The organism is Vibrio sp. OPT18 (assembly GCF_015163615.1).
GTDB lineage: Bacteria > Pseudomonadota > Gammaproteobacteria > Enterobacterales > Vibrionaceae > Vibrio > Vibrio coralliirubri.
The window spans coordinates 203,590-221,754 of the sequence record NZ_JADDYK010000033.1 but is presented as its reverse complement, the minus strand read 5'-3'; the positions used below and the strand labels follow the sequence as shown (position 1 = coordinate 221,754).

16 protein-coding genes are annotated in these 18,165 nt (G+C 45.2%); 7 read left to right on the top strand and 9 right to left on the bottom strand.

The genetic code is table 11. From position 1 onward, the window contains the following. Window positions 1-706: sulfatase-like hydrolase/transferase (locus IQQ51_RS26795; protein ID WP_228012722.1), on the top strand; the 706-nt coding region annotated here is incomplete at its 5' end. 67 nt (window positions 707-773) lie between these two features. Here the strand turns inward: IQQ51_RS26795 and IQQ51_RS07545 are convergent. From IQQ51_RS07545 to IQQ51_RS07530, 4 genes are all read right to left on the bottom strand, one after another. Next, on the bottom strand, window positions 774-1,799 hold the full coding sequence (locus IQQ51_RS07545) for a LacI family DNA-binding transcriptional regulator (RefSeq protein WP_048609306.1): 1,026 nt from the start codon (window positions 1,797-1,799) through the stop codon (window positions 774-776). A 197-nt stretch (window positions 1,800-1,996) separates the two neighbouring features. Next, complete coding sequence (locus tag IQQ51_RS07540; protein ID WP_193840724.1) at window positions 1,997-3,103, bottom strand: porin; 1,107 nt, start codon at window positions 3,101-3,103, stop codon at window positions 1,997-1,999. Window positions 3,104-3,351: 248 nt separating this feature from the next. Beyond that, on the bottom strand, window positions 3,352-4,368 hold the full coding sequence (locus IQQ51_RS07535) for a nuclear transport factor 2 family protein (protein WP_048616719.1): 1,017 nt from the start codon (window positions 4,366-4,368) through the stop codon (window positions 3,352-3,354). Between the two features lie 125 nt (window positions 4,369-4,493). After that, the gene (locus IQQ51_RS07530) at window positions 4,494-5,798 is read right to left on the bottom strand and encodes an MFS transporter (RefSeq protein WP_017104144.1); all 1,305 of its coding nucleotides are present in this window, start codon (window positions 5,796-5,798) and stop codon (window positions 4,494-4,496) included. A gap of 348 nt (window positions 5,799-6,146) precedes the next feature. Here IQQ51_RS07530 and IQQ51_RS07525 point away from each other — a divergent pair, with 348 nt between their 5' ends. Next, window positions 6,147-7,688: a sodium:solute symporter family transporter gene (locus tag IQQ51_RS07525; RefSeq protein ID WP_193840723.1), complete on the top strand. Its 1,542-nt coding sequence runs from the start codon at window positions 6,147-6,149 to the stop codon at window positions 7,686-7,688. A gap of 26 nt (window positions 7,689-7,714) precedes the next feature. Beyond that, the gene (locus IQQ51_RS07520; RefSeq protein ID WP_193840722.1) at window positions 7,715-9,085 is read left to right on the top strand and encodes an L-serine ammonia-lyase; all 1,371 of its coding nucleotides are present in this window, start codon (window positions 7,715-7,717) and stop codon (window positions 9,083-9,085) included. Window positions 9,086-9,184: 99 nt separating this feature from the next. Here IQQ51_RS07520 and IQQ51_RS07515 read toward each other — a convergent pair whose 3' ends face one another. Next, entirely contained in the window at window positions 9,185-9,670 is a 486-nt protein-coding gene (locus tag IQQ51_RS07515) for an Lrp/AsnC family transcriptional regulator (protein WP_017065258.1), read from the bottom strand. Window positions 9,671-9,792: 122 nt separating this feature from the next. Between IQQ51_RS07515 and IQQ51_RS07510 the strand changes: the two genes are divergently transcribed. Continuing rightward, window positions 9,793-10,392 carry a LysE family translocator gene (locus IQQ51_RS07510; protein ID WP_017065259.1) on the top strand — a complete coding sequence of 200 codons (600 nt, stop codon included), beginning with the start codon at window positions 9,793-9,795 and terminating at the stop codon, window positions 10,390-10,392. A gap of 137 nt (window positions 10,393-10,529) precedes the next feature. Here the strand turns inward: IQQ51_RS07510 and ahpF are convergent, their stop codons facing one another. Together ahpF and ahpC are read right to left on the bottom strand one after the other, a co-directional pair. Then, window positions 10,530-12,122: an alkyl hydroperoxide reductase subunit F gene (ahpF, locus tag IQQ51_RS07505; protein ID WP_193840721.1), complete on the bottom strand. Its 1,593-nt coding sequence runs from the start codon at window positions 12,120-12,122 to the stop codon at window positions 10,530-10,532. A 198-nt stretch (window positions 12,123-12,320) separates the two neighbouring features. After that, on the bottom strand, window positions 12,321-12,878 hold the full coding sequence (gene ahpC, locus IQQ51_RS07500) for an alkyl hydroperoxide reductase subunit C (protein WP_193840720.1): 558 nt from the start codon (window positions 12,876-12,878) through the stop codon (window positions 12,321-12,323). A 471-nt stretch (window positions 12,879-13,349) separates the two neighbouring features. On the opposite strand from ahpC, the gene IQQ51_RS07495 reads away from it, so the two are divergent. Then, window positions 13,350-13,841, top strand: coding sequence for a VOC family protein (locus IQQ51_RS07495; protein WP_029224669.1), 492 nt, complete (start codon window positions 13,350-13,352; stop codon window positions 13,839-13,841). 143 nt (window positions 13,842-13,984) lie between these two features. Here the strand turns inward: IQQ51_RS07495 and IQQ51_RS07490 are convergent, their stop codons facing one another. Next, window positions 13,985-14,659 (bottom strand): fibrobacter succinogenes major paralogous domain-containing protein, encoded by a 675-nt coding sequence (locus IQQ51_RS07490; protein WP_193840719.1) that lies wholly within the window; start codon window positions 14,657-14,659, stop codon window positions 13,985-13,987. Between the two features lie 171 nt (window positions 14,660-14,830). Then, complete coding sequence (locus tag IQQ51_RS07485) at window positions 14,831-15,721, bottom strand: AraC family transcriptional regulator (RefSeq protein ID WP_082151294.1); 891 nt, start codon at window positions 15,719-15,721, stop codon at window positions 14,831-14,833. A gap of 231 nt (window positions 15,722-15,952) precedes the next feature. Here IQQ51_RS07485 and IQQ51_RS07480 point away from each other — a divergent pair, with 231 nt between their 5' ends. Then, entirely contained in the window at window positions 15,953-16,822 is an 870-nt protein-coding gene (locus IQQ51_RS07480) for a patatin-like phospholipase family protein (protein WP_050622070.1), read from the top strand. A 298-nt stretch (window positions 16,823-17,120) separates the two neighbouring features. Further along, on the top strand, window positions 17,121-18,165 hold a 1,045-nt coding region (locus IQQ51_RS07475), incomplete at its 3' end, for a uracil-xanthine permease family protein (RefSeq protein WP_228012721.1).

Here is an 18,165-nt window from a genome sequence, read left to right as displayed (position 1 = left end):
TCTTGATGATCATGTCGGTGAGATGATGGCGAAGATGGAAGAGCTCGGTATTGCCGACAACACTATCATCATTTTCACTGCCGATAACGGCCCAGAGATCATGACTTGGCCTGATGGCGGTATGACACCTTATCACGGTGAGAAAGGCACAACTTGGGAAGGTGGCGTAAGAGCCCCTGCACTGGTTAGCTGGCCGGGTAAAATCCCAGCGGGTACAGTGGGCAATGGCATCTTTGATGGTATGGATTGGTTACCCACTCTGGTCGCTGCGGCTGGTGGTCCAACGGATCTAAAAGAAAAACTGCTGAAAGGTCACGATGGCTTTAAAGCGCACCTTGATGGTTACAACCAAGTGGATATGCTGACTGAGAAAGGCGAGTCAAACCGTAAAGAGATCTACTACTACGAACGAGATCAGCTGCAAGCAGTTCGTGTTGGTGATTGGAAGGCGCACTTCATCGTGCAAAATCACGGTTGGAGTGGTCCTAAAGAAGCGCTAAACGCACCATTACTGTTTAACTTACGTCGTGACCCATACGAGCGAGCGGCGGAAGAGTCGGGCATGTACTTGAAGTGGATGGGGCAAAAAATGTGGGCATTTGGTCCTGCACAAGCTGCAGTCCAACAACATCTAGCAACCTTCCAAGAGTGGCCTCCAGTGACGCCTGATTCTCCGGCAGAGAAGACCGGTGGTGTAGGTAACTAGTTAAATATCATAAAAATCCCGCTCACACTGAGCGGGATTTTTATTTGAATGCGTCTTAACGTTGGTTCTATTTTAGCGTCGTGTTTCGTTCAATGAACTTTACTGGCACCATCAGTTTAACTAAGCTGGTGTCTTGCTCTTGAATCTGGCTAACGACAATTTTCACTGATTCACGTGCAAGGCGTCTGAAATCTTGCTTGAAGGTAGTGAGTTGGTAGTTCAGCCATTGAGTCTGCGGGATATCATCAAAGCCAATCACTTGAAGATCTTCTGGAATACGCAGGTTGAACTCTAAGCGCGCCACATCCATTACCGCCATCGCGAGGTTATCTGTCGCACAGAAAATCGCTTGAGGATGTGTGGGTTCTGAAAACAGAGTCCGAATGGTATCTAGTGCATCAAGGTAGTCATAGTCAGCTTCAATAACACGAGCTTGCTTGCCCGTGAGATCTTCGAATTCAGAGCAAAAGCCCGATTCACGCTCGCCGTTGGTGTAGGTTGGTACGTTACCTGTCAGGTAAACCGCTGACTTTGTTCCTACGCTATGTAAATGCTGAGCGGCGACTTGGCCTGCGGCGTAGTTGTCACTCACCACATGGCTACTCTTAGTCCCTTCAACAACACGTGCGAACTGGACGATAGGGATGTCGAACTCTTCACACTCTTCATAAAGCGACTTATTAAAGGTCGCGGAAGCAGCAATTACGCCATCAACTCGGTATTGGAAGATATTAGGAATCGAGTGGTTGTCGTTTCCATCAACTTGCCAAGGAATCAATACCGCAGAGTAACCCTGCTTTTGTAGCTCAGTAGAGATAAGCTGCAGAGTTTTCATGTGGATAGGGTAGTCGGCATCTGGGAAAACTAAGCCAATCAATTTGGACTCATTTGTCGTCAGACTGCGGGCAAAGGCATTGGGACGATAATTCAACGATTTTGCTGCATCGAACACTTTCTGCTTGGTCTTTTCAGACACTGAACTGCCCGGGACAAATACACGAGATACAGTTGATTGAGAAACGCCAGCAAGTTTAGCGACATCTTTAGAGGTGACGGTTGGCTTTGACGCCGTGGAGTGTTTTGGAGAGCTCATAGACCATACTTTTGAACCAAATTGATTGTGCATAGAGTAACATAATTAGGTACGTACTCAAAAATACAATATGCCATGATTGGATGAAAAATAAGGGTTAATAGAGAGTGTTGAATATTATTCTGGGTATGACCCAAAAAAGCTCTGCGTAAGAGCAGAGCTTTGTTTAAAGAATTTATGAATCGACTAACTGGGCGTTAGAAGTAGTAACGAATACCTGCAGCGAACTGGTCGTCTCTGTTTTCGAATTTACCGCCAGCGAACTGATCTTTACCTAGGTCGAATTGGTACTCAGTCCAAACTAGGAATTTGTTCTTCTTAAAGTGGTACTCAAGGCCAGGAATAATAAGCTGGCGCTCGTAGCCGTTTGCGTTGTCGTCGGTATCCGTTAAGTAGTTCACGTTAAAGGTTGGACGCAGACCGTTTTCAAAGTGGTAGTAAGTGAAGAATTCCGCACCGCGGTGGTCGTATAATTCAGCTTGGCTGGTGGTTTCCCAGTTTGAACCTTGGCTGTAGGTGAAACCAACGAATAGACCGTCATTGGTATAGTTAACACCTAATAGACCAATGCGTTGTGTATCTCCATCTTTGATGTTTTTAACGCCCGCATCGACATCATCAAACTCATTCTGGTGGTAAGCTAAACCAATCGTTAGGCCATCCATAACAGTGTACAGCGTTGACGCGCCCATACCGTTTTTCAGCGTTGCTGTTAAGCCGTCTGCTAGGCCAACATCTTCGCGAGTGGTTTGGTAAGTGAAGCCGTATTTCCAGTTGTCGCTAATGCTGTTGCGGTAAGTAATCGAGTTCTCGGCACGACCTGTACCTGACGCAATACCCCAGTCAGATAGGTTGTAGTAACCAGAACCACGCGAACCGAACACTCGACCCATATCGGTAAACCAAGCCACATCGTAGAAGGTGGACCATTGCTTAGTACCTGCTGCGATCTTGCCGTATTTGTCGTGCTCTACGCCTGCGTATAGAAGTCGGTCGTAAATATTGTCGCCGTTAGCACCTGAGTTGTAACCCCATTCAGCATGGCCAAAGCCAGTCCAGCCGTTATCGAGTCCCATTTGACCTTTAAGGCCGAAACGAGAGCTACCGCTGTTCCATTCTCCGTTATCTTTTTCCCAAGCATTAGTATCTGAGTTAAAGACTTCACCTTTGTCTTGGTAACGAACGTCGAAACGACCGTCTAAAGTAAGGCTATCGCCCGCGTCATTGGTAAAAGTGTGTGCAGCAAAAGCAGAACCCGAGGTAAGTGCTGTCAGGATCACTGCTGAAAGAATCGACTTGTTCATTGTAATTCTCTTTATTCAGGCCGTAGAAAGCCACCGTGCTTTCAAGCCCGTTATATTGGTAATGGTTTGGCAGGGTGTACCCCATCCATGAGGCACGAGTAGATTCAGTTATTAGTGGAGCAATAATGAATTGGTTGGAGCACTTACTAGGAGCGAGAAGGGTCTCCCAGTAAGCGTGGCAACCTAAATCAGATGTCTATTTAGGTTGCCACTATTTCGTTTCAATCTTTTGGATTAAAGCGTATCGATTACAGCGTTGGGTTCATGATGGTTGAAGTGCGTTCGAACACATCTAGACCTTGCTGTTGTAGCCAGTAAGGAAGGTCGATAAGAACCCAGTTCTCAGACAGCTTGTCACCGTCACGGTAGTAAACGTCAACTACTTGCATGTTTGCACGTACTTCACCGCCAGTCATACCTAGGAAGCCACCTGTTGGTGTGTTTGATAGGTTTGGCCAACCGAAGAAACAAGAGAAGTTACCTTCAGCGAAACGACAAACGTGGCCGTTGAACTTCTTGTCTTTCAGGTTGTTACGGAAAGGAAGTTGGTGCTGTTGTTGGTAGCGAGGAATTGTGTAAGACGCGCCGATACCACATGGGCCGTACCAAATCATGTCTTTTGACCAGCTCTTCGCTAGTACTTCTGGTGGGCAACCCATCGCACCGCTGTCGTTAAGAGCAGACAGGTCATCAACCATTTTGTTTACTAGAGCAAGTGTCGCAACACCTTCTTCTGGAGCCGCGTCTTCGAATAGCAGACCATCGTGGTTACGTGGGCCAGGGTATACGAAGTGCTTACCTGTTGATGGTGGAAGTGGGTAGCAACCCGCTTGATCCATCATGCCTAGAAGGTCTAGGAACAGGCCTGTCTTAGTGATTTTGCCATCAACAACGCAGTTAAACTCTGCGTAGCGAACGTTCATGATCTTGCCTGTTGGGCGCATGCCTAGGTATTCAGCGTCGAATAGACCCATGAAGTGACCCATGCTCATTACCCAAATCTCATCTGGGTTAACTTCGTTGTTACCACCGATGAAGATGTCTTGACGACGCTGCATGCGAGTCATCGACTTCATCATTGGCGCCCAGAATACGTCAGCTGCTGCTTGTGCGCCTTCTTGCTCACGGAATGGGTAAACACCGCGCCACAAGTAATCTTCAGAAGTGTGTGCTTTTAAAACTTCAGCAACGTTCTCGTGAGTTGCGTTTTCCATTGCATCGAAGTATTCACGAACAATGCGTTTCGCTTCTTGATATTTAGACATAATAATTTCTCTTTGTGTTGTCGAGTCAACATTCGGAACAGGACTCGATTTGGATTTTGTTACCGGCTGACTTATCAGCCGGTTTTAAATTTTTCGTATTTGAACTTCAGCGTATGAGTGTCGAATTAAGCTTTTGCTGCTTCAGCTTTTTTGCTCTTATCGAAGACGCCACCTTTAAGAGTTTCAGGCAGTGTTAGCCATAGTAGGCCGGCGATAATCCATACGATTGGTGAGCCCCACATTGCTGTTTGTAGGTCGGTACGCTCTTGGATGAAGATAAGAACCATTGGTGCCCACATGCCGATAATACGACCGCCATGGAATAAAGCAGCACCATAGCTACGCAAGCGTGCTGGGAACAATTCAGAGAAGTAACCGCCCCATACTGCAGAAGCAGACAGGCCGAAGTTGTAGATAAGACCTAGAAGAGCCAGCATGTTTAGGCCACCAATCATCATGTCGCCAGGTGCGACAAAGAAGATAGAAACCATGATACCTGCGAGGATGAAACCGAACGCGTTGATCTTACGACCGTACTTATCTGCTGCCCATCCCCAGAACCAAGCACCGAAGAGTGAACCAAATGCTGAGATAGAGAAGATCAAACCGATGGTTGCACCATCAAACATACGAACATCTTTCAGGTAGGTAGTTACAAAGCCACCGAAGAATTGGAATCCGTAGAAGTTAAGACCAGAAAGAAGTAAACAAGTAATCGTAATTTTGCGGTAAGGCTTGCTTAACATCTCACCCCAAGAACCTTTTTTAGCTTCGGTTACTTCCCCAGCTGCATTGGTTGTTGTTTGTTGATCTTCTTCACCGTAGGCGATCACTGTTTTGTCGCTTGGTAATACAAAGATCATTAACGCTGCTGCTACAAGCGGTGGAATACCACCTACCCACATTAGGCTCTGCCAAGGTGCATCAACACTTGTAATGAAGGCTGCGTAAGCGCCCATTGCCACTAAAGCAACAGAGAACATTGAAGAAGCAAAAGCAGTCAACTTACCGCGAACCGTTGGTGTAAATAGGCCAATCATCAAAGATACAGCTACAGTGAAGTAACCACCTAAAGACAGTCCAATGATGAAACGCATTGCAGCCCAAGTGGCGTAGTCGGTAAACATCATGTTGATGATGGTTGCACCACCGTTTAATGCCGTAATTGCTACTAGTGTGGACTTCTTGCCGAACTTAGTTGCGAACCATGCACAGCTCAGTGCACCAATCAGAGCACCAACAGACTGCCAAGTGTAGAACTGAGCGGTATCAGAAAGGCTAATACCAGCATATTCTTCCACAATGTATGGGCGTACGTAGTCAATAATTACAAAGTTATAACAATAAAAAAAGTAACCTACTAGAATTGCTAGATATGCGGCTACCCTTTGAATCATAGGAACTTCGCTCATGTGTTTTTTAATGGTCATGACCGATAAACCTTTATTTTATATAGGGTGGTTTTGGTTTTAATTATTGTGTGTTGATTATTTAGCTTCATCACACCGTCTTCATTTCGGGAGAGATAATAGAATTTTTGTGGTTATTAGATCCGTGATCAAAGTCAATTTTAAAATGAGTGCGTACCCATTTTGTGTGTTTTGGTGATCTGGGTCTCATTTGATCGCGTTTTTGTGCTTTGTGGGGCGATTTGAGTGTTTAATCGTCTATCTTAGTGATAATAGTCACACTTACTGTGGGTTTTTGAGGGAAAATATCCATTTTTGAGTACTATTGGCGGCGAATGATTTGCGACATACAATAAACGGAATCTAAAAATGGTTACGTACTCAAGTTTTGTGGTTATTGCTCTTTATGTGCTAACTACTTTGTTTATCAGCTACTTAGTTAATAGGCGCTATAGCGTCGGTGGCGACTTTTCGACTGGTGGAAAACAGTTTGGTTGGTTTACGGCAGGTGTGTCGATTCTTGCAACCTACATCAGCGCAATGACGTTCGTTGGCATGCCGGGCTGGGTTTATAGCTCAGGCATGGAAGCGATGAGCGTACATTTGAACTATCCAATAGTGATCTTTTTCACTGTGCTTTTCTTTGTTCCGGTGTTTTACAAGCTCGGCCTAACCTCGATTTACGAATACCTAGAGCACCGCTTTGGCGTTGTTGCTCGCACGATCAATTCCATCGTGTTCATTGTGGTTCAGTGTATTTCGGCAGGGGTTATTTTGTATGCGGTTGCCCTGATTTTAGTGCAAGTGCTGCCGGTGAGTATCTCTGAGGCGATCATCTACATCAGCGTATTTACTGCGTTGTATACCTATGCGGGTGGTATCTCGACAGTAATCTGGACTGACATGCTTCAGTCAGCAGTGTTGATTATCGGCAGCATTGCGATCTTTGTTTTATTGCTGATGAAAATCGATGCGGGCGAGGTGTTGTCTCCTGAACATTTGAATATCATCAACCTCGATTTTGACTTAGGCGTCGATACCACATTGTGGGCAGGCGTAGTGGCTGTGAGCTTCTTGCACCTGAGTGTGTATGGTACTAACCAACTGATTATTCAAAGAACGTTGGCGACTAAGTGTGTTAAAACAGCGCAAAAATCGATGTTGCTTTGTGGCTACGGCGCATTCTTTGTTTATCTGTTCTTTGCTGTGATGGGGGTGCTGTTAAGTGTCTTTTATCAAGACAGCAGTTTTGAAAACAGCAATGAAGTGATTCTCGATTTTGTGTTTAACCATACCAACCCAATCATTGTTGGTTTGGTGATCTCAGCACTTTCGGCAGCGGCCATGTCGACATTGGATTCCACTTATAACTCTATGGCGACGGTCGCAACGTTCGATTTCTATAAGCGCTTCTTCCGTAAGCAAGCCTCTGATGCACACTATGAATCAGTGGCTAGAAAAATGAGCTTGGTTGCTGCTGCGTCGGTTGTTGTGCCTGCATTACTGGCTGTTTCTAATGAATCAGTGCTTAAAACGATTGCGAGCCTAACCTCTATTTTTGTCGGGATTCGCCTTGGCTCTTTCATCTTGGGTTTGTTCTTCAAACAAGCGAATGAGAAAGGGGTGATTGCGGGCAGTATTGGCAGTGTGGCCGTCGTATTCATCGCCAAATACAGCGGAATAGCTTGGCCTTGGTTCGCCTTGATTGGCACCGTGGTTTTCTTGGTGTTAGGCGTTGTTGTGAGCCGCTTCTGGGGAGAGGTAACCGAGCAACAAAATGAATTTATAGCCAAGCAAAAGCACTTGTTTGCAAAGCCTACCGCGAGTCATTACGGCTTGTTGGTGTTCGCTGTTGTAACGATTGCTGCTTGTACTGTTATCCCTGACTGGCTTTATGCCGCTCTTTCTTAATTGACCGATTTTTTACTGGTATATCTATGTTATCGATCTTTGATATCTACAAAATTGGTGTGGGGCCATCGAGCTCTCACACCAACGGCCCAATGATTGCGGGTTTTCATTTCACACAATTAATCGCTGATAAAATCGCTGAAGTGACGCGTGTTCAGGTGGATTTATACGGTTCTTTGTCATTGACTGGCATAGGTCACCACACCGACAGAGCAACAATATTGGGGCTACTCGGCAATAAACCAGACACCATCAAAATCACCAGCGCAAACCAAGCAATGCGTCATGCCGTAGATAGTGGTGAGATGGATTTAGCGGGCACCAAGCACATTGCCTTCAACTACCAAACCGACATGTTGTTCCACAAAGACAACCTGCCTCTGCATGAAAATGGCATGATGATTACTGCGTTCGACCAGAGTGGCAACGTGATTGTCGATGAAACTTATTATTCGATTGGCGGCGGTTTTATCGCAACTGCTGACGAACTGCAAAATGGTACTCAAACCCAAGCAGTAGAAGTCCCTTTCCCATTCAAAAATGCCGATGAAATGCTGCAACAAGCCGATAATAGCGGAATGAGCTTGGGTGGTATGATTCTAAAAAATGAAGCGGAGTTCGAAGGTTCCGAGATTATTTCAGAGAAAGCGGATCAAATCTGGCGAGTGATGAGTCGTTGTATGGAACGTGGCTTTGAAACCGAAGGCATTCTTGATGGTGGTTTGAACGTGACACGTCGTGCGCCTAATCTACTGAAAAAGTTAGAAGCGAATGCGGCGGTCGAAAACGATCCGATGGAAATCATGGATTGGATTAACTTGTTTGCGTTTGCGGTTAGCGAAGAAAATGCGGCTGGTGGCCAAGTAGTAACATCACCAACCAATGGTGCAGCGGGCGTTATTCCTGCCGTGTTGATGTACTACCATCGCTTCATTAAAGAGTTGGATACCAAGCAGTTAAAAGACTTCTTAGCGGTATCGGGCGCGATTGGCATTTTGTACAAAACCAACGCTTCAATTTCTGGTGCAGAAGTCGGGTGCCAAGGTGAAGTAGGGGTGTCGTCTTCTATGGCGGCGGCTGGCTTAACGGCACTTCGTGGTGGCAGCAATGAGCAGATTTGTATTGCGGCGGAAATCGCGATGGAACACTCGTTGGGTATGACTTGTGACCCAATTGGCGGCTTGGTTCAAGTGCCGTGTATTGAGCGAAATGCGATGGGCGCGATGAAAGCCATCAACGCATCACGCATGGCTTTAAAGCGTAATAGTAAATCTTTGATCTCGTTAGATAAGGTTATTGCGACCATGTATCAAACGGGTAAAGACATGAACAAGAAGTATCGTGAAACATCACTCGGTGGTTTAGCCTTGATCCATCTAGCTCACCCTTGTGAATAGCTAAGCCAGTCAACCCAGTAAATAGTAACGTTAAGCCCAAAGCTTTAGACTTCAGACATCTATCGCGGCTGGGCTTTTTGTTTTATGTGTTTTAGGGAGCTAATCTGATAGCGGCAATCGATAGCTGTTTTTCAACTCTTTTACTGAGATGTTCGACTGAATCGCACTCACGCCTTTCACTCGTCTGATCGAGCTAATACGCTCAAAGTATTCTTCCAAATCTTTCGCCAACACTTGCACCATGTAATCGGCGCCGCCTGCAATGCAGTGACACATTGGAATCCAATCGGTTACCGCAACAAACTCTTCGAACGGTTCTGTGTTTTCAACTTCATGGTTACCCAAGGTCACAAGAGTAAAACCAGCCACATGAAAGCCTAATTTCTTACGATTCAGCTTCGCGGCATAACCATCGATATAGCCAGTTTCTTCCATGCGTTTCCAACGGCGCCAGCATGGAGTTTCGCTGAGGTTGACCTTCTCTGCGAGCTTACTGTTGCTCATGCGTCCGTCTTGCTGGATATGCTCTAAGATGGCGATATCTGTGTCATCTAACACTTCTTTGGTGGATTCTTTCTGTTTCATGACTATTTTTGAAAAGTCTTGCTCAAATTTGGATTAATATTAGCCTATATAGCAATTTAATTCCTAGTCGAATCTGTAAACTCTCTCCCTATAAATACTTTACTTATTAGGAGTGAAAGGAAATGAGCTCTCAATTAATGCTGGCGTTCTTGCTATTTTCAACATCAATTGCAATTACCCCTGGGGCAGGCAATATCGCATTACTTGGGATTTCAAGTCGTTATGGATTTGCTGCGACTTTACCTTTTATCTCTGGGAACGCTGTTGGCATCATCATCGTACTGGCAGGTTCTAGTGTCGGTTTGGTGAGCCTATTTACCCTTTATCCAGAGCTATACAGCATTTTGAAATACGCGGGTGCGGCTTACTTGCTGTTCATGGCATGGTCGATTGCGAATATGCAAATCGAAGAAAGCACTACCGACAATCGTTCAGGTTTCATGTCTGGTGTGTTGGTGCAGGTGTTAAACCCTAAAGGTTGGATAGCGTCATTAACCGTGTTTTCACAGTTCATTACTCCGAACGCAGATTACTTGATTCAAGTCGTGACCATTATAGCGGGTATGGTTATTACCGGTGTGCCGTGCATGTTGGTGTGGGCGTATTGCGGCACCATGCTGAAAAAATTACTGCAATCACCAAAACAGATGATGTTTGTGAACCGTTGCTTGGGTGGAAGCTTAGCGATGGTGGTTGCCTTCATGCTTTATCAACCTGCATAAATCTCAAAGAAAAAAAACCACTCCTAAATCCATAGGAGTGGCGTCTAAATGTCGACTAAGTCGTTAACAGTAAAGAATTAAGTTAACAAATATTTAAGGAACTTGAGTTAAAAGCTTTAAGCTTTTCAGTGTAAAGATTAAGCGGTTTCAGCCTCTTTAACTGGAGCTGAGTTACGGATTAGGTGGTCAAATGCACCTAAGCTTGCTTTTGCACCTTCACCCATCGCAATGATGATCTGTTTGTAAGGTACGGTTGTTACGTCACCCGCGGCAAACACACCTTTCATTGATGTTGCGCCATGAGCGTTAATTTCAATTTCACCGCGTGGTGAAAGTTCTACCTTTGAACCCTTCAACCATTCGCTGTTTGGCATCAGGCCGATTTGAACAAAGATACCCGCAAGTTCAATCTGTTTAAGTTCATCGGTGTTGCGGTCTTTGTATTCCAGACCGGTTACACGGTTGCCATCACCAATCACTTGTGTGGTTTGCGCCATCTTGATGATTTCGATGTTTGGTGTTGCGTTCGCTTTGTCTATAAGCACTTGGTCTGCACGCAGTGTGTCTGCAAATTCAAGTACGGTTACGTGTTCAACAATACCCGCTAAATCAATCGCCGCTTCAATGCCTGAGTTACCACCACCAATAACCGCTGTTTTCTTACCTTTGAATAAAGGACCGTCACAGTGTGGGCAGTAAGCGACGCCTTTGTTGCGGTAATCTTGCTCACCCGGAACGTTCATTTCACGCCAGCGAGCACCGGTACTTGTGATAACCGTGCGAGCTCGTAATGTTGCGCCGCTTTCTAGCTCAACGTGGATGTAACCGTCTTCTGTGTCTTCTGCCGCAATGATGTTTGCAGCACGCTGCTCAGTCATCACTTCAACACCGTACTCTTTTACGTGCTCTTCAAGGCTTGCCACTAACTTAGGGCCGGTGGTCGCTTTCACTGAGATAAAGTTCTCAATCGCCATAGTATCCATTACTTGACCACCGAATCGGTCAGCAACCACACCAGTGCGAATGCCTTTACGTGCAGCATAAATTGCCGCTGAAGAACCTGCAGGGCCGCCGCCGACAACCAATACATCAAACGGTGCTTGTTGGTTTAGGTTTGCTGCTTTCTTTTCTGCTGCGCCTGAATCAACCTTGTTGAGGATCTCTGCCAGTGACATACGACCTTGACCAAATAGCTCACCGTTAATAAACACGCTTGGAACTGCCATGATGTCGCGAGACTTCACTTCATCTTGGAATGCTGCGCCGTCGATCATCGTTGTCTTAACTAGAGGGTTAATCGCCGACATCATGTTGAAGGCTTGAACCACTTCTGGACAGTTTTGGCATGAGAGCGAGATGAAAATCTCTACATTAAGCTCTTGATCGAGTTCTTTAATTTGCTCGATTACGTCCGCTTCAAGCTTGATAGGGTGACCACCACTATGAAGCAGTGCTAGAACCAGTGACGTAAATTCGTGACCCATTGGCAAACCGGCAAAACCGATCGCTGTGCCTTTCTCTTGGTTCACGACCTGCATGATAGGACTGCGAGTGCTTGCGCTATCATCGCGAGTCACTTCAATTTTGTCGGTTAAAGACGCGATGTCATTCGCCAGATCTTGAAGTTTGTTTGCGGTGTCGCTGCCATCCAGGCTAAGGACTAACTGAACATTGGTTTTTAGGTTTTCTAGGTATGCTTTTAGCTGCTGCTTCATTGCTTGATCTAACATAATCGTGCCTGCTCTTAAATTCTGTGTCTTGGTATTGACCAATACCTTCTTGCTGAAAAAGGAAAATAAAAAGGGGGCGCAAGTCGGCAAATATTGTGGTGTTGATGTTTTGAAAGGGTGGCGCGCGACTGCCCTTTAGGAGGGGGGCCGAAGCGCGCCTGTAGAACCGTTTAGCTATTCTTGTTAGCTAGGCTTAGATTAAATCTTGCCTACTAGGTCTAGAGATGGAGCTAGAGTCTCTTCGCCTTCTTTCCATTTAGCTGGGCAAACTTCACCTGGGTTAGCGGCTACGTATTGTGCTGCTTTAACCTTGCGTAGTAGGTCTTCTGCGTCACGGCCGATGCCTTCAGCTGTGATTTCCATCGCTTGGATAACGCCTTCAGGGTCGATTAGGAACGTTGCACGGTCTGCAAGGCCTTGACCTTCACGCATAACGTTGAAGTTATTTGTGATGTTGCCTGTTTGGTCGCCTACCATGAAGTATTCAATAGTGCCGATTTTGTCAGAAGTATCGTGCCATGCTTTGTGAGAGAAGTGAGTGTCAGTTGATACTGAGTAAACTTCTACGCCACGAGATTGAAGTTCTACGTATTTGTCTTGTAGGTCAACTAGCTCAGTTGGACATACAAACGTGAAGTCTGCTGGGTAGAAGAAGAATACAGCCCATTTGCCTTTAACGTCTTGCTCAGTGATTTCTACGAATTCGCCGTTTTTGAATGCTGTTGCGTTGAATGGTTTGATTTCTGTGTTGATCATGTTGGACTCTCTTTCTAATTTGTAGTGTTTAACGCTATCCCGCGTCGATGTAGATATATTGCATTGCCACCGAAAATTAGTGAAATCGGACATTTCTATAGATTCAATAGGCGAATCCTATCTTCGAAAGGAAAAGGCTATCGGTAAAAGCTATCAACAAAAACGATTAACAAAAGCCATCAAACATCAGCAACCCTCAATTTGAGTAGCTATGCTCTTTAGGTTGTTCTCTCTATTGGGCTTATCTCTATTGGCGTGCGTATCTATGTGTCTATGTAGGTAAGGGTAGATATGGTGTCTTTACGTGAGTTGAGTTGTTATACCAAACTGTAAATAACAAAATATTATCATTAATATAAATTATGATAATTTCATTTAATCGTCGTATCTCCATATACTCTCTTCATCGAAACGAAACATCGAAGCTAGACTTCGAAAAGCACAGAATTTAAAACGAATTTGGAGCAAGTTATGAAAATGAATCACGTAGGCATCATGGTTGGCGACATGGACAAAGCAGTCGAGTTTTACACGAAAGCGCTAGGTCTAAGAATCGTAATGAACAACACTAAAGTGATGGAAGAGCGCGAATCAGCAATCGGCCGTATGTGTATCGCTGTGTTCGGTGAAGGCTTTAAAGGCTTCAACATTGCACACCTAGTCACATCTGATGGTATCGGTGTTGAGCTGTTTGAAATGAAAGAGCGCCAAGAGCGTCACGAAGTTGATTTCTCTCGTCTAGGTATCTTCCATTTCTGCCTACAGCTTCCAAAAGAGCAGTTTCACTCAGCGATTAAGCGTGTTGAAGAGTTTGGCGGTAAGGTTCGTATGGACATCATGCGCTACCACCCAGAAGACGAACTAAAACAAGCACAAATGGTTTACCTAGAAGACCCGTTTGGCAACCTGTTCGAATTCTACTCGCACACATACGAAGATACGTACGCGACTGACTACGAGTAATCGCGTTACTACCTTTCATAAGGTAGAAAAACTGAAACACCCCCTAAAGAGGATTGGTAGAGATACCAATCCTTTTTTGTTTGTGCTTTTGAGGAAGGGGGATATGTAGTGTTGGCAGGGAGTACTGCAGTCACAATGACGGCTTATTGGTCTTCAATTTTTACGCATCGAACTGAGAACATATAGTCTTTCGAACTTGTTGCTCTGCGTATTTCACCTTTATGCGTATTCCACCAAGCGTAAGCAAGTGTTCGGATAATCCCTTTTTTGTCGGATGCGCTGCTCGCGGTCCAGAACTCGGTGTAAGCACCTTCAGTGATATACCACCCATTCCATTTTACGCCTGCAGGTCTAGCAAAGAAGTTCTGTTTATTGACAATAGATGGGTCGACTTTGGAAAATAGCCCGTCTGCTTGAGCTTCTTTGAGTTGCAAGCCTAAGTTTTGCTCACCCCCACGCCAACCGTTTTGGTGTACTTCTTCCTCATACATACCGATGGCCAGCTCTAACTTTTTCCAATCCTCATCGGTAGCCACTCGCCAGCCGACTGGGCAAAGGTTTCGTTGATCTGAAACATCATGCCAATTGTATAAACGTCCGTATTTGAATAGGTTTTCTTGATCATCTTTTGGGATCGCGCCAGATCTTACCGGGCTACCATCTTGGAACTGAGTGCTTCTCAGACTTTCCGCTAACCAAACCTGTTCCCCGATAGTAACGGTGCGATAAGTGTTGCCTTCCGCGTCTTGAACCGTATCCGTCAGTTGGTATAACTCTTTGTTGATGTCGTTAGCCGATGATGTGGCAGCAATAACCATACTGACTCCTATAGATGAAATTAGCTTTTTCATGATGAATAACCCGTTGTAATCTTATGGGGTTACTTTAACTCTCATGTTGAGCTGAAAATAGGCGATATGCTCTCTAAAACATGCCTATTTATCTCATTTAGTATGGTGGAGAGATTTGATAGTCAGTTTGTTTTATTGCTATGCGATGTTTTCAATCAGCTGTTTTGATTGGCTCCACTGCTTAGGTGACTGGCCATACACACGCTTAAACTCACGACTAAATTGAGAAGAGCTGACGTACCCAACTGCCATCGCCGCTTCATTGACATTCTTACCCGCAGCTATTTTCATTGCCGCATTATTCAAGCGCATCGACTTCATAAATTGGATCGGTGACATTCGGGTCGCTTGTTTGAATTTTCGGTGGAATACCGCTCGGCTCATTCCAACATGTGATGCGAGCTCATCAATCGTGACGTTCTTTGTCAGGTTCAACGATAAATACTCAATTGAACGCGCAATTTCGTTACCAATGCCAAACGCGCCTCGTACTGAAAGACCCGCCTCACCTTGTAAGACAGCATAATAGAGTTCTCTTAAACGACTCTCGCCGAGAATGGCCGTTCCTGCTTTATCGTCTCCTAGCTGAATGAGTCGAAGTAGAGCATCAGAAAAAGTGTCGTCCCAATTGGCGAGTGATAACCCTTGAGGTTGTGGGCTACCTTTAGGGACCTTAACTGCGCCGCTGACACTCTCCATTGCGATGGCTAATTCGGTCATCACTTTGGTATCGAGTGAGATAGCTACCCCTAACAATGGATTTTCAGGTGTCGCTGCTGGCGTACCCGCCTCAACAGGCATGGAGACTGAGCAGCACAGGTACTGACTGCTGTCATAGATGTACTTATCGCCATCGAGTATTGCTTCTTTACTGCCGCTTAAAATCACGATTAGCGTTGGTTCATAGACGGCGGGAGCACATGGAATAGCTTGAGTTACCTTAAATAGGCGAACTCCCTTTATACCCGTTTCGATCATGCCATCTTCCGTTATACGACTTTCTACTAGCTGCTTAATTTTCTGCTTCATCAATCTACACCGTAAATTCGACTTGATACAAATAGGCATGTTTTTGAGATTAATTCGCCTATTTATGAATCTCTGTGAGAGTTATAGTAACTTCAGACAACAATACTACCGCTGATAGGTGCATGCAAACTGCTTTCGTGCTTTATCAAAAGCTCAATCTGGGTCTGGTCGTTATAACGATAAGGCTTGGTGGAGATAAGTGGTTTTAAAATAAAGAGTTGGAAAAAGAACATGTTAAAAAGCTTCATTCTCATATTGGTTACGCTGTCTTTGATGGCCTGCTCAACACCTAATGTTTATAACGATCTCAATGCAATACCTTCTACGGAAACGGGTGAGCATGAACTCGGTATTGCGTTTGGCGGTGGTGGCGTTCGTGGGTTTATGCACCTAGGCGTGATCAAAGCCTTGGCAGAGGAGGGCATTGCCCCTGATGTGGTGAGCGGCACCTCTGCGGGTTCGATTGCTGCGACTCTATATGCTTCAGGGCTGAGTTATGAAGAGATGGAACTCGCGATAGAGAAAGTTGGCATGTCTGACATCGCCGATTTTGTCTTTTCTTCAAAAGGCTTGGTGAATGGCAAGAACTTGTCAGAATGGATAAACAGCCAAGTGACGTATGATGACCTGTCTGATATGCCAATGCCTGTCGCGCTTACCGCGACCAATCTGACATCGAGAGAGACCGTTATTATTCGTTCGGGTAACCCGGGGCATGCTGTTCAAACCTCATCAACCATTCCCGGCGCATTTGTACCCGTTGAAAACCAAGGTGATATCTTAGTTGATGGCGGTATTTTTAGTGTTGTGCCTGTTTACGCGGCTAAAGATCTCGGTGCTAAAAAGGTGATAGCCGTTGATATCTATTGTCACAATCAAATCACGCCAGAAGTCTCGGCGAGCAAGATTACGCTTGCGGCTTTTCGCATGCAAAGCTGTCGTCTGTCTGAGCAAGAGCTAAACAGTGCCGATGTGGTCATTAGACTGGACTATGAACCGAATGGAAGTGCGGCTTTTAATGAAAAAGAACAAGCGATACAAGCGGGTTATCTAGCTGCAAAAGAGGCGATGCCTGAGATAAAGGCGATGCTCTCCATCTAGCGGCGGAGATATTGCTGAAACACTGTTTGGCTCAAACTCTGGTTAACTGAGATTTAAACGTTTAGAAAGGATTGGTAGAGATACCAATCCTTTTTTGTGTTTGTGGGGCTTAATTTAGGAACATCGGATAAACCATCGACTGCACTAAAACAAACCGACAATGTTGCTCTTTAGTGCAGCATATCCTTGATGGAAAACTTAACTGATTGATAAATATAATGTTAAACCATTGGCATATATGTTGCTCTATTGCCTTTATGTAAATTGTATACAATGAAAAATACATTAAGGAAGTCACATGGAACAGAACAGTGAATTGATCTACGGATTAGACGATCGACCTTCAGTCAAAGCAGCCAGTTACGCGGCACTGCAGCATGTATTAGCCAGTTTTGTTGGCATTATCACCCCCACGCTTATTATCGGTGGCGTTTTAGGTTTGGGTGACCACATTCCTTATTTGATCAGCATGGCATTAATGGTGTCTGGGGTAGGTACCTTTATCCAAGCCAGAAAAATAGGGCCAGTTGGTGCAGGGATGATTTGTGTCCAAGGAACCAGCTTTGCATTCTTAGGATCTGTATTAGGTGCGGGCTTCCTTGTTAAAGCGAATGGTGGTGGTCCCGATGAAATGCTGGCGACCATTTTTGGTGTTTGCTTCTTCGGTGCGTTTGTCGAAATCGTCCTCTCGCGTTTTATCGAAAAGCTGAAAGTGGTGATCACCCCGGTTGTGACCGGAATCGTTATCACCACGATTGGTATCTCTTTGATTAAAGTTGGCGTTACAGATATTGCTGGTGGCGTTGGTGCCGAAGATTTTGGCTCTGGAAGCAATCTGATGTTGGGTGCCATCGTTCTTGGAACCATAGTTGCGCTTAACCTGAGCAACAATAATATGGTTAGGTTGTCGTCAATTTTAGTTGGGTTGGTAGTTGGCTGGGGCGTTGCCATTTTGATGGGTAAAGCGTCTATGGTTTCTTTTGCTTCTCAACCGCTATTGAGTATTCCTGTCCCATTTAAATATGGCTTTGCTTTTGATTGGCAAGCCTTCCTGCCGATCGCTTTTATTTACTTGATTACTGTTATAGAAACCACGGGTGACCTTACTGCCAACAGTATGTTTTCAGGGCAGCCGGTTAAAGGGCCTAAATATCTCAATCGACTCAAGGCTGGCGTGCTGGGTGACGGCGTGAACTCACTTATCGCCGCGGTATTCAATACTTTTCCGAACACGACTTTCAGCCAGAACAACGGTGTGATCCATTTTACGGGGATCGCGAGTCGCTATATCGGCTATTTCATTGCCGCGATTCTTTTTCTGTTAGGGTTATTTCCTATCTTAG

Bases quoted from the DNA above. Each gene is read 5' to 3' on its own strand.
- IQQ51_RS07545 (WP_048609306.1), bottom strand. From the start codon at position 1,799: ATGAGCTCTCCAAAACACTCCACGGCGTCAAAGCCAACCGTCACCTCT.
- IQQ51_RS07540 (WP_193840724.1), bottom strand. From the start codon at position 3,103: ATGAACAAGTCGATTCTTTCAGCAGTGATCCTGACAGCACTTACCTCG.
- IQQ51_RS07535 (WP_048616719.1), bottom strand. From the start codon at position 4,368: ATGTCTAAATATCAAGAAGCGAAACGCATTGTTCGTGAATACTTCGAT.
- IQQ51_RS07530 (WP_017104144.1), bottom strand. From the start codon at position 5,798: ATGACCATTAAAAAACACATGAGCGAAGTTCCTATGATTCAAAGGGTA.
- IQQ51_RS07525 (WP_193840723.1), top strand. From the start codon at position 6,147: ATGGTTACGTACTCAAGTTTTGTGGTTATTGCTCTTTATGTGCTAACT.
- IQQ51_RS07520 (WP_193840722.1), top strand. From the start codon at position 7,715: ATGTTATCGATCTTTGATATCTACAAAATTGGTGTGGGGCCATCGAGC.
- IQQ51_RS07515 (WP_017065258.1), bottom strand. From the start codon at position 9,670: ATGAAACAGAAAGAATCCACCAAAGAAGTGTTAGATGACACAGATATC.
- IQQ51_RS07510 (WP_017065259.1), top strand. From the start codon at position 9,793: ATGAGCTCTCAATTAATGCTGGCGTTCTTGCTATTTTCAACATCAATT.
- ahpF (WP_193840721.1), bottom strand. From the start codon at position 12,122: ATGTTAGATCAAGCAATGAAGCAGCAGCTAAAAGCATACCTAGAAAAC.
- ahpC (WP_193840720.1), bottom strand. From the start codon at position 12,878: ATGATCAACACAGAAATCAAACCATTCAACGCAACAGCATTCAAAAAC.
- IQQ51_RS07495 (WP_029224669.1), top strand. From the start codon at position 13,350: ATGAAAATGAATCACGTAGGCATCATGGTTGGCGACATGGACAAAGCA.
- IQQ51_RS07490 (WP_193840719.1), bottom strand. From the start codon at position 14,659: ATGGTTATTGCTGCCACATCATCGGCTAACGACATCAACAAAGAGTTA.
- IQQ51_RS07485 (WP_082151294.1), bottom strand. From the start codon at position 15,721: ATGAAGCAGAAAATTAAGCAGCTAGTAGAAAGTCGTATAACGGAAGAT.
- IQQ51_RS07480 (WP_050622070.1), top strand. From the start codon at position 15,953: ATGTTAAAAAGCTTCATTCTCATATTGGTTACGCTGTCTTTGATGGCC.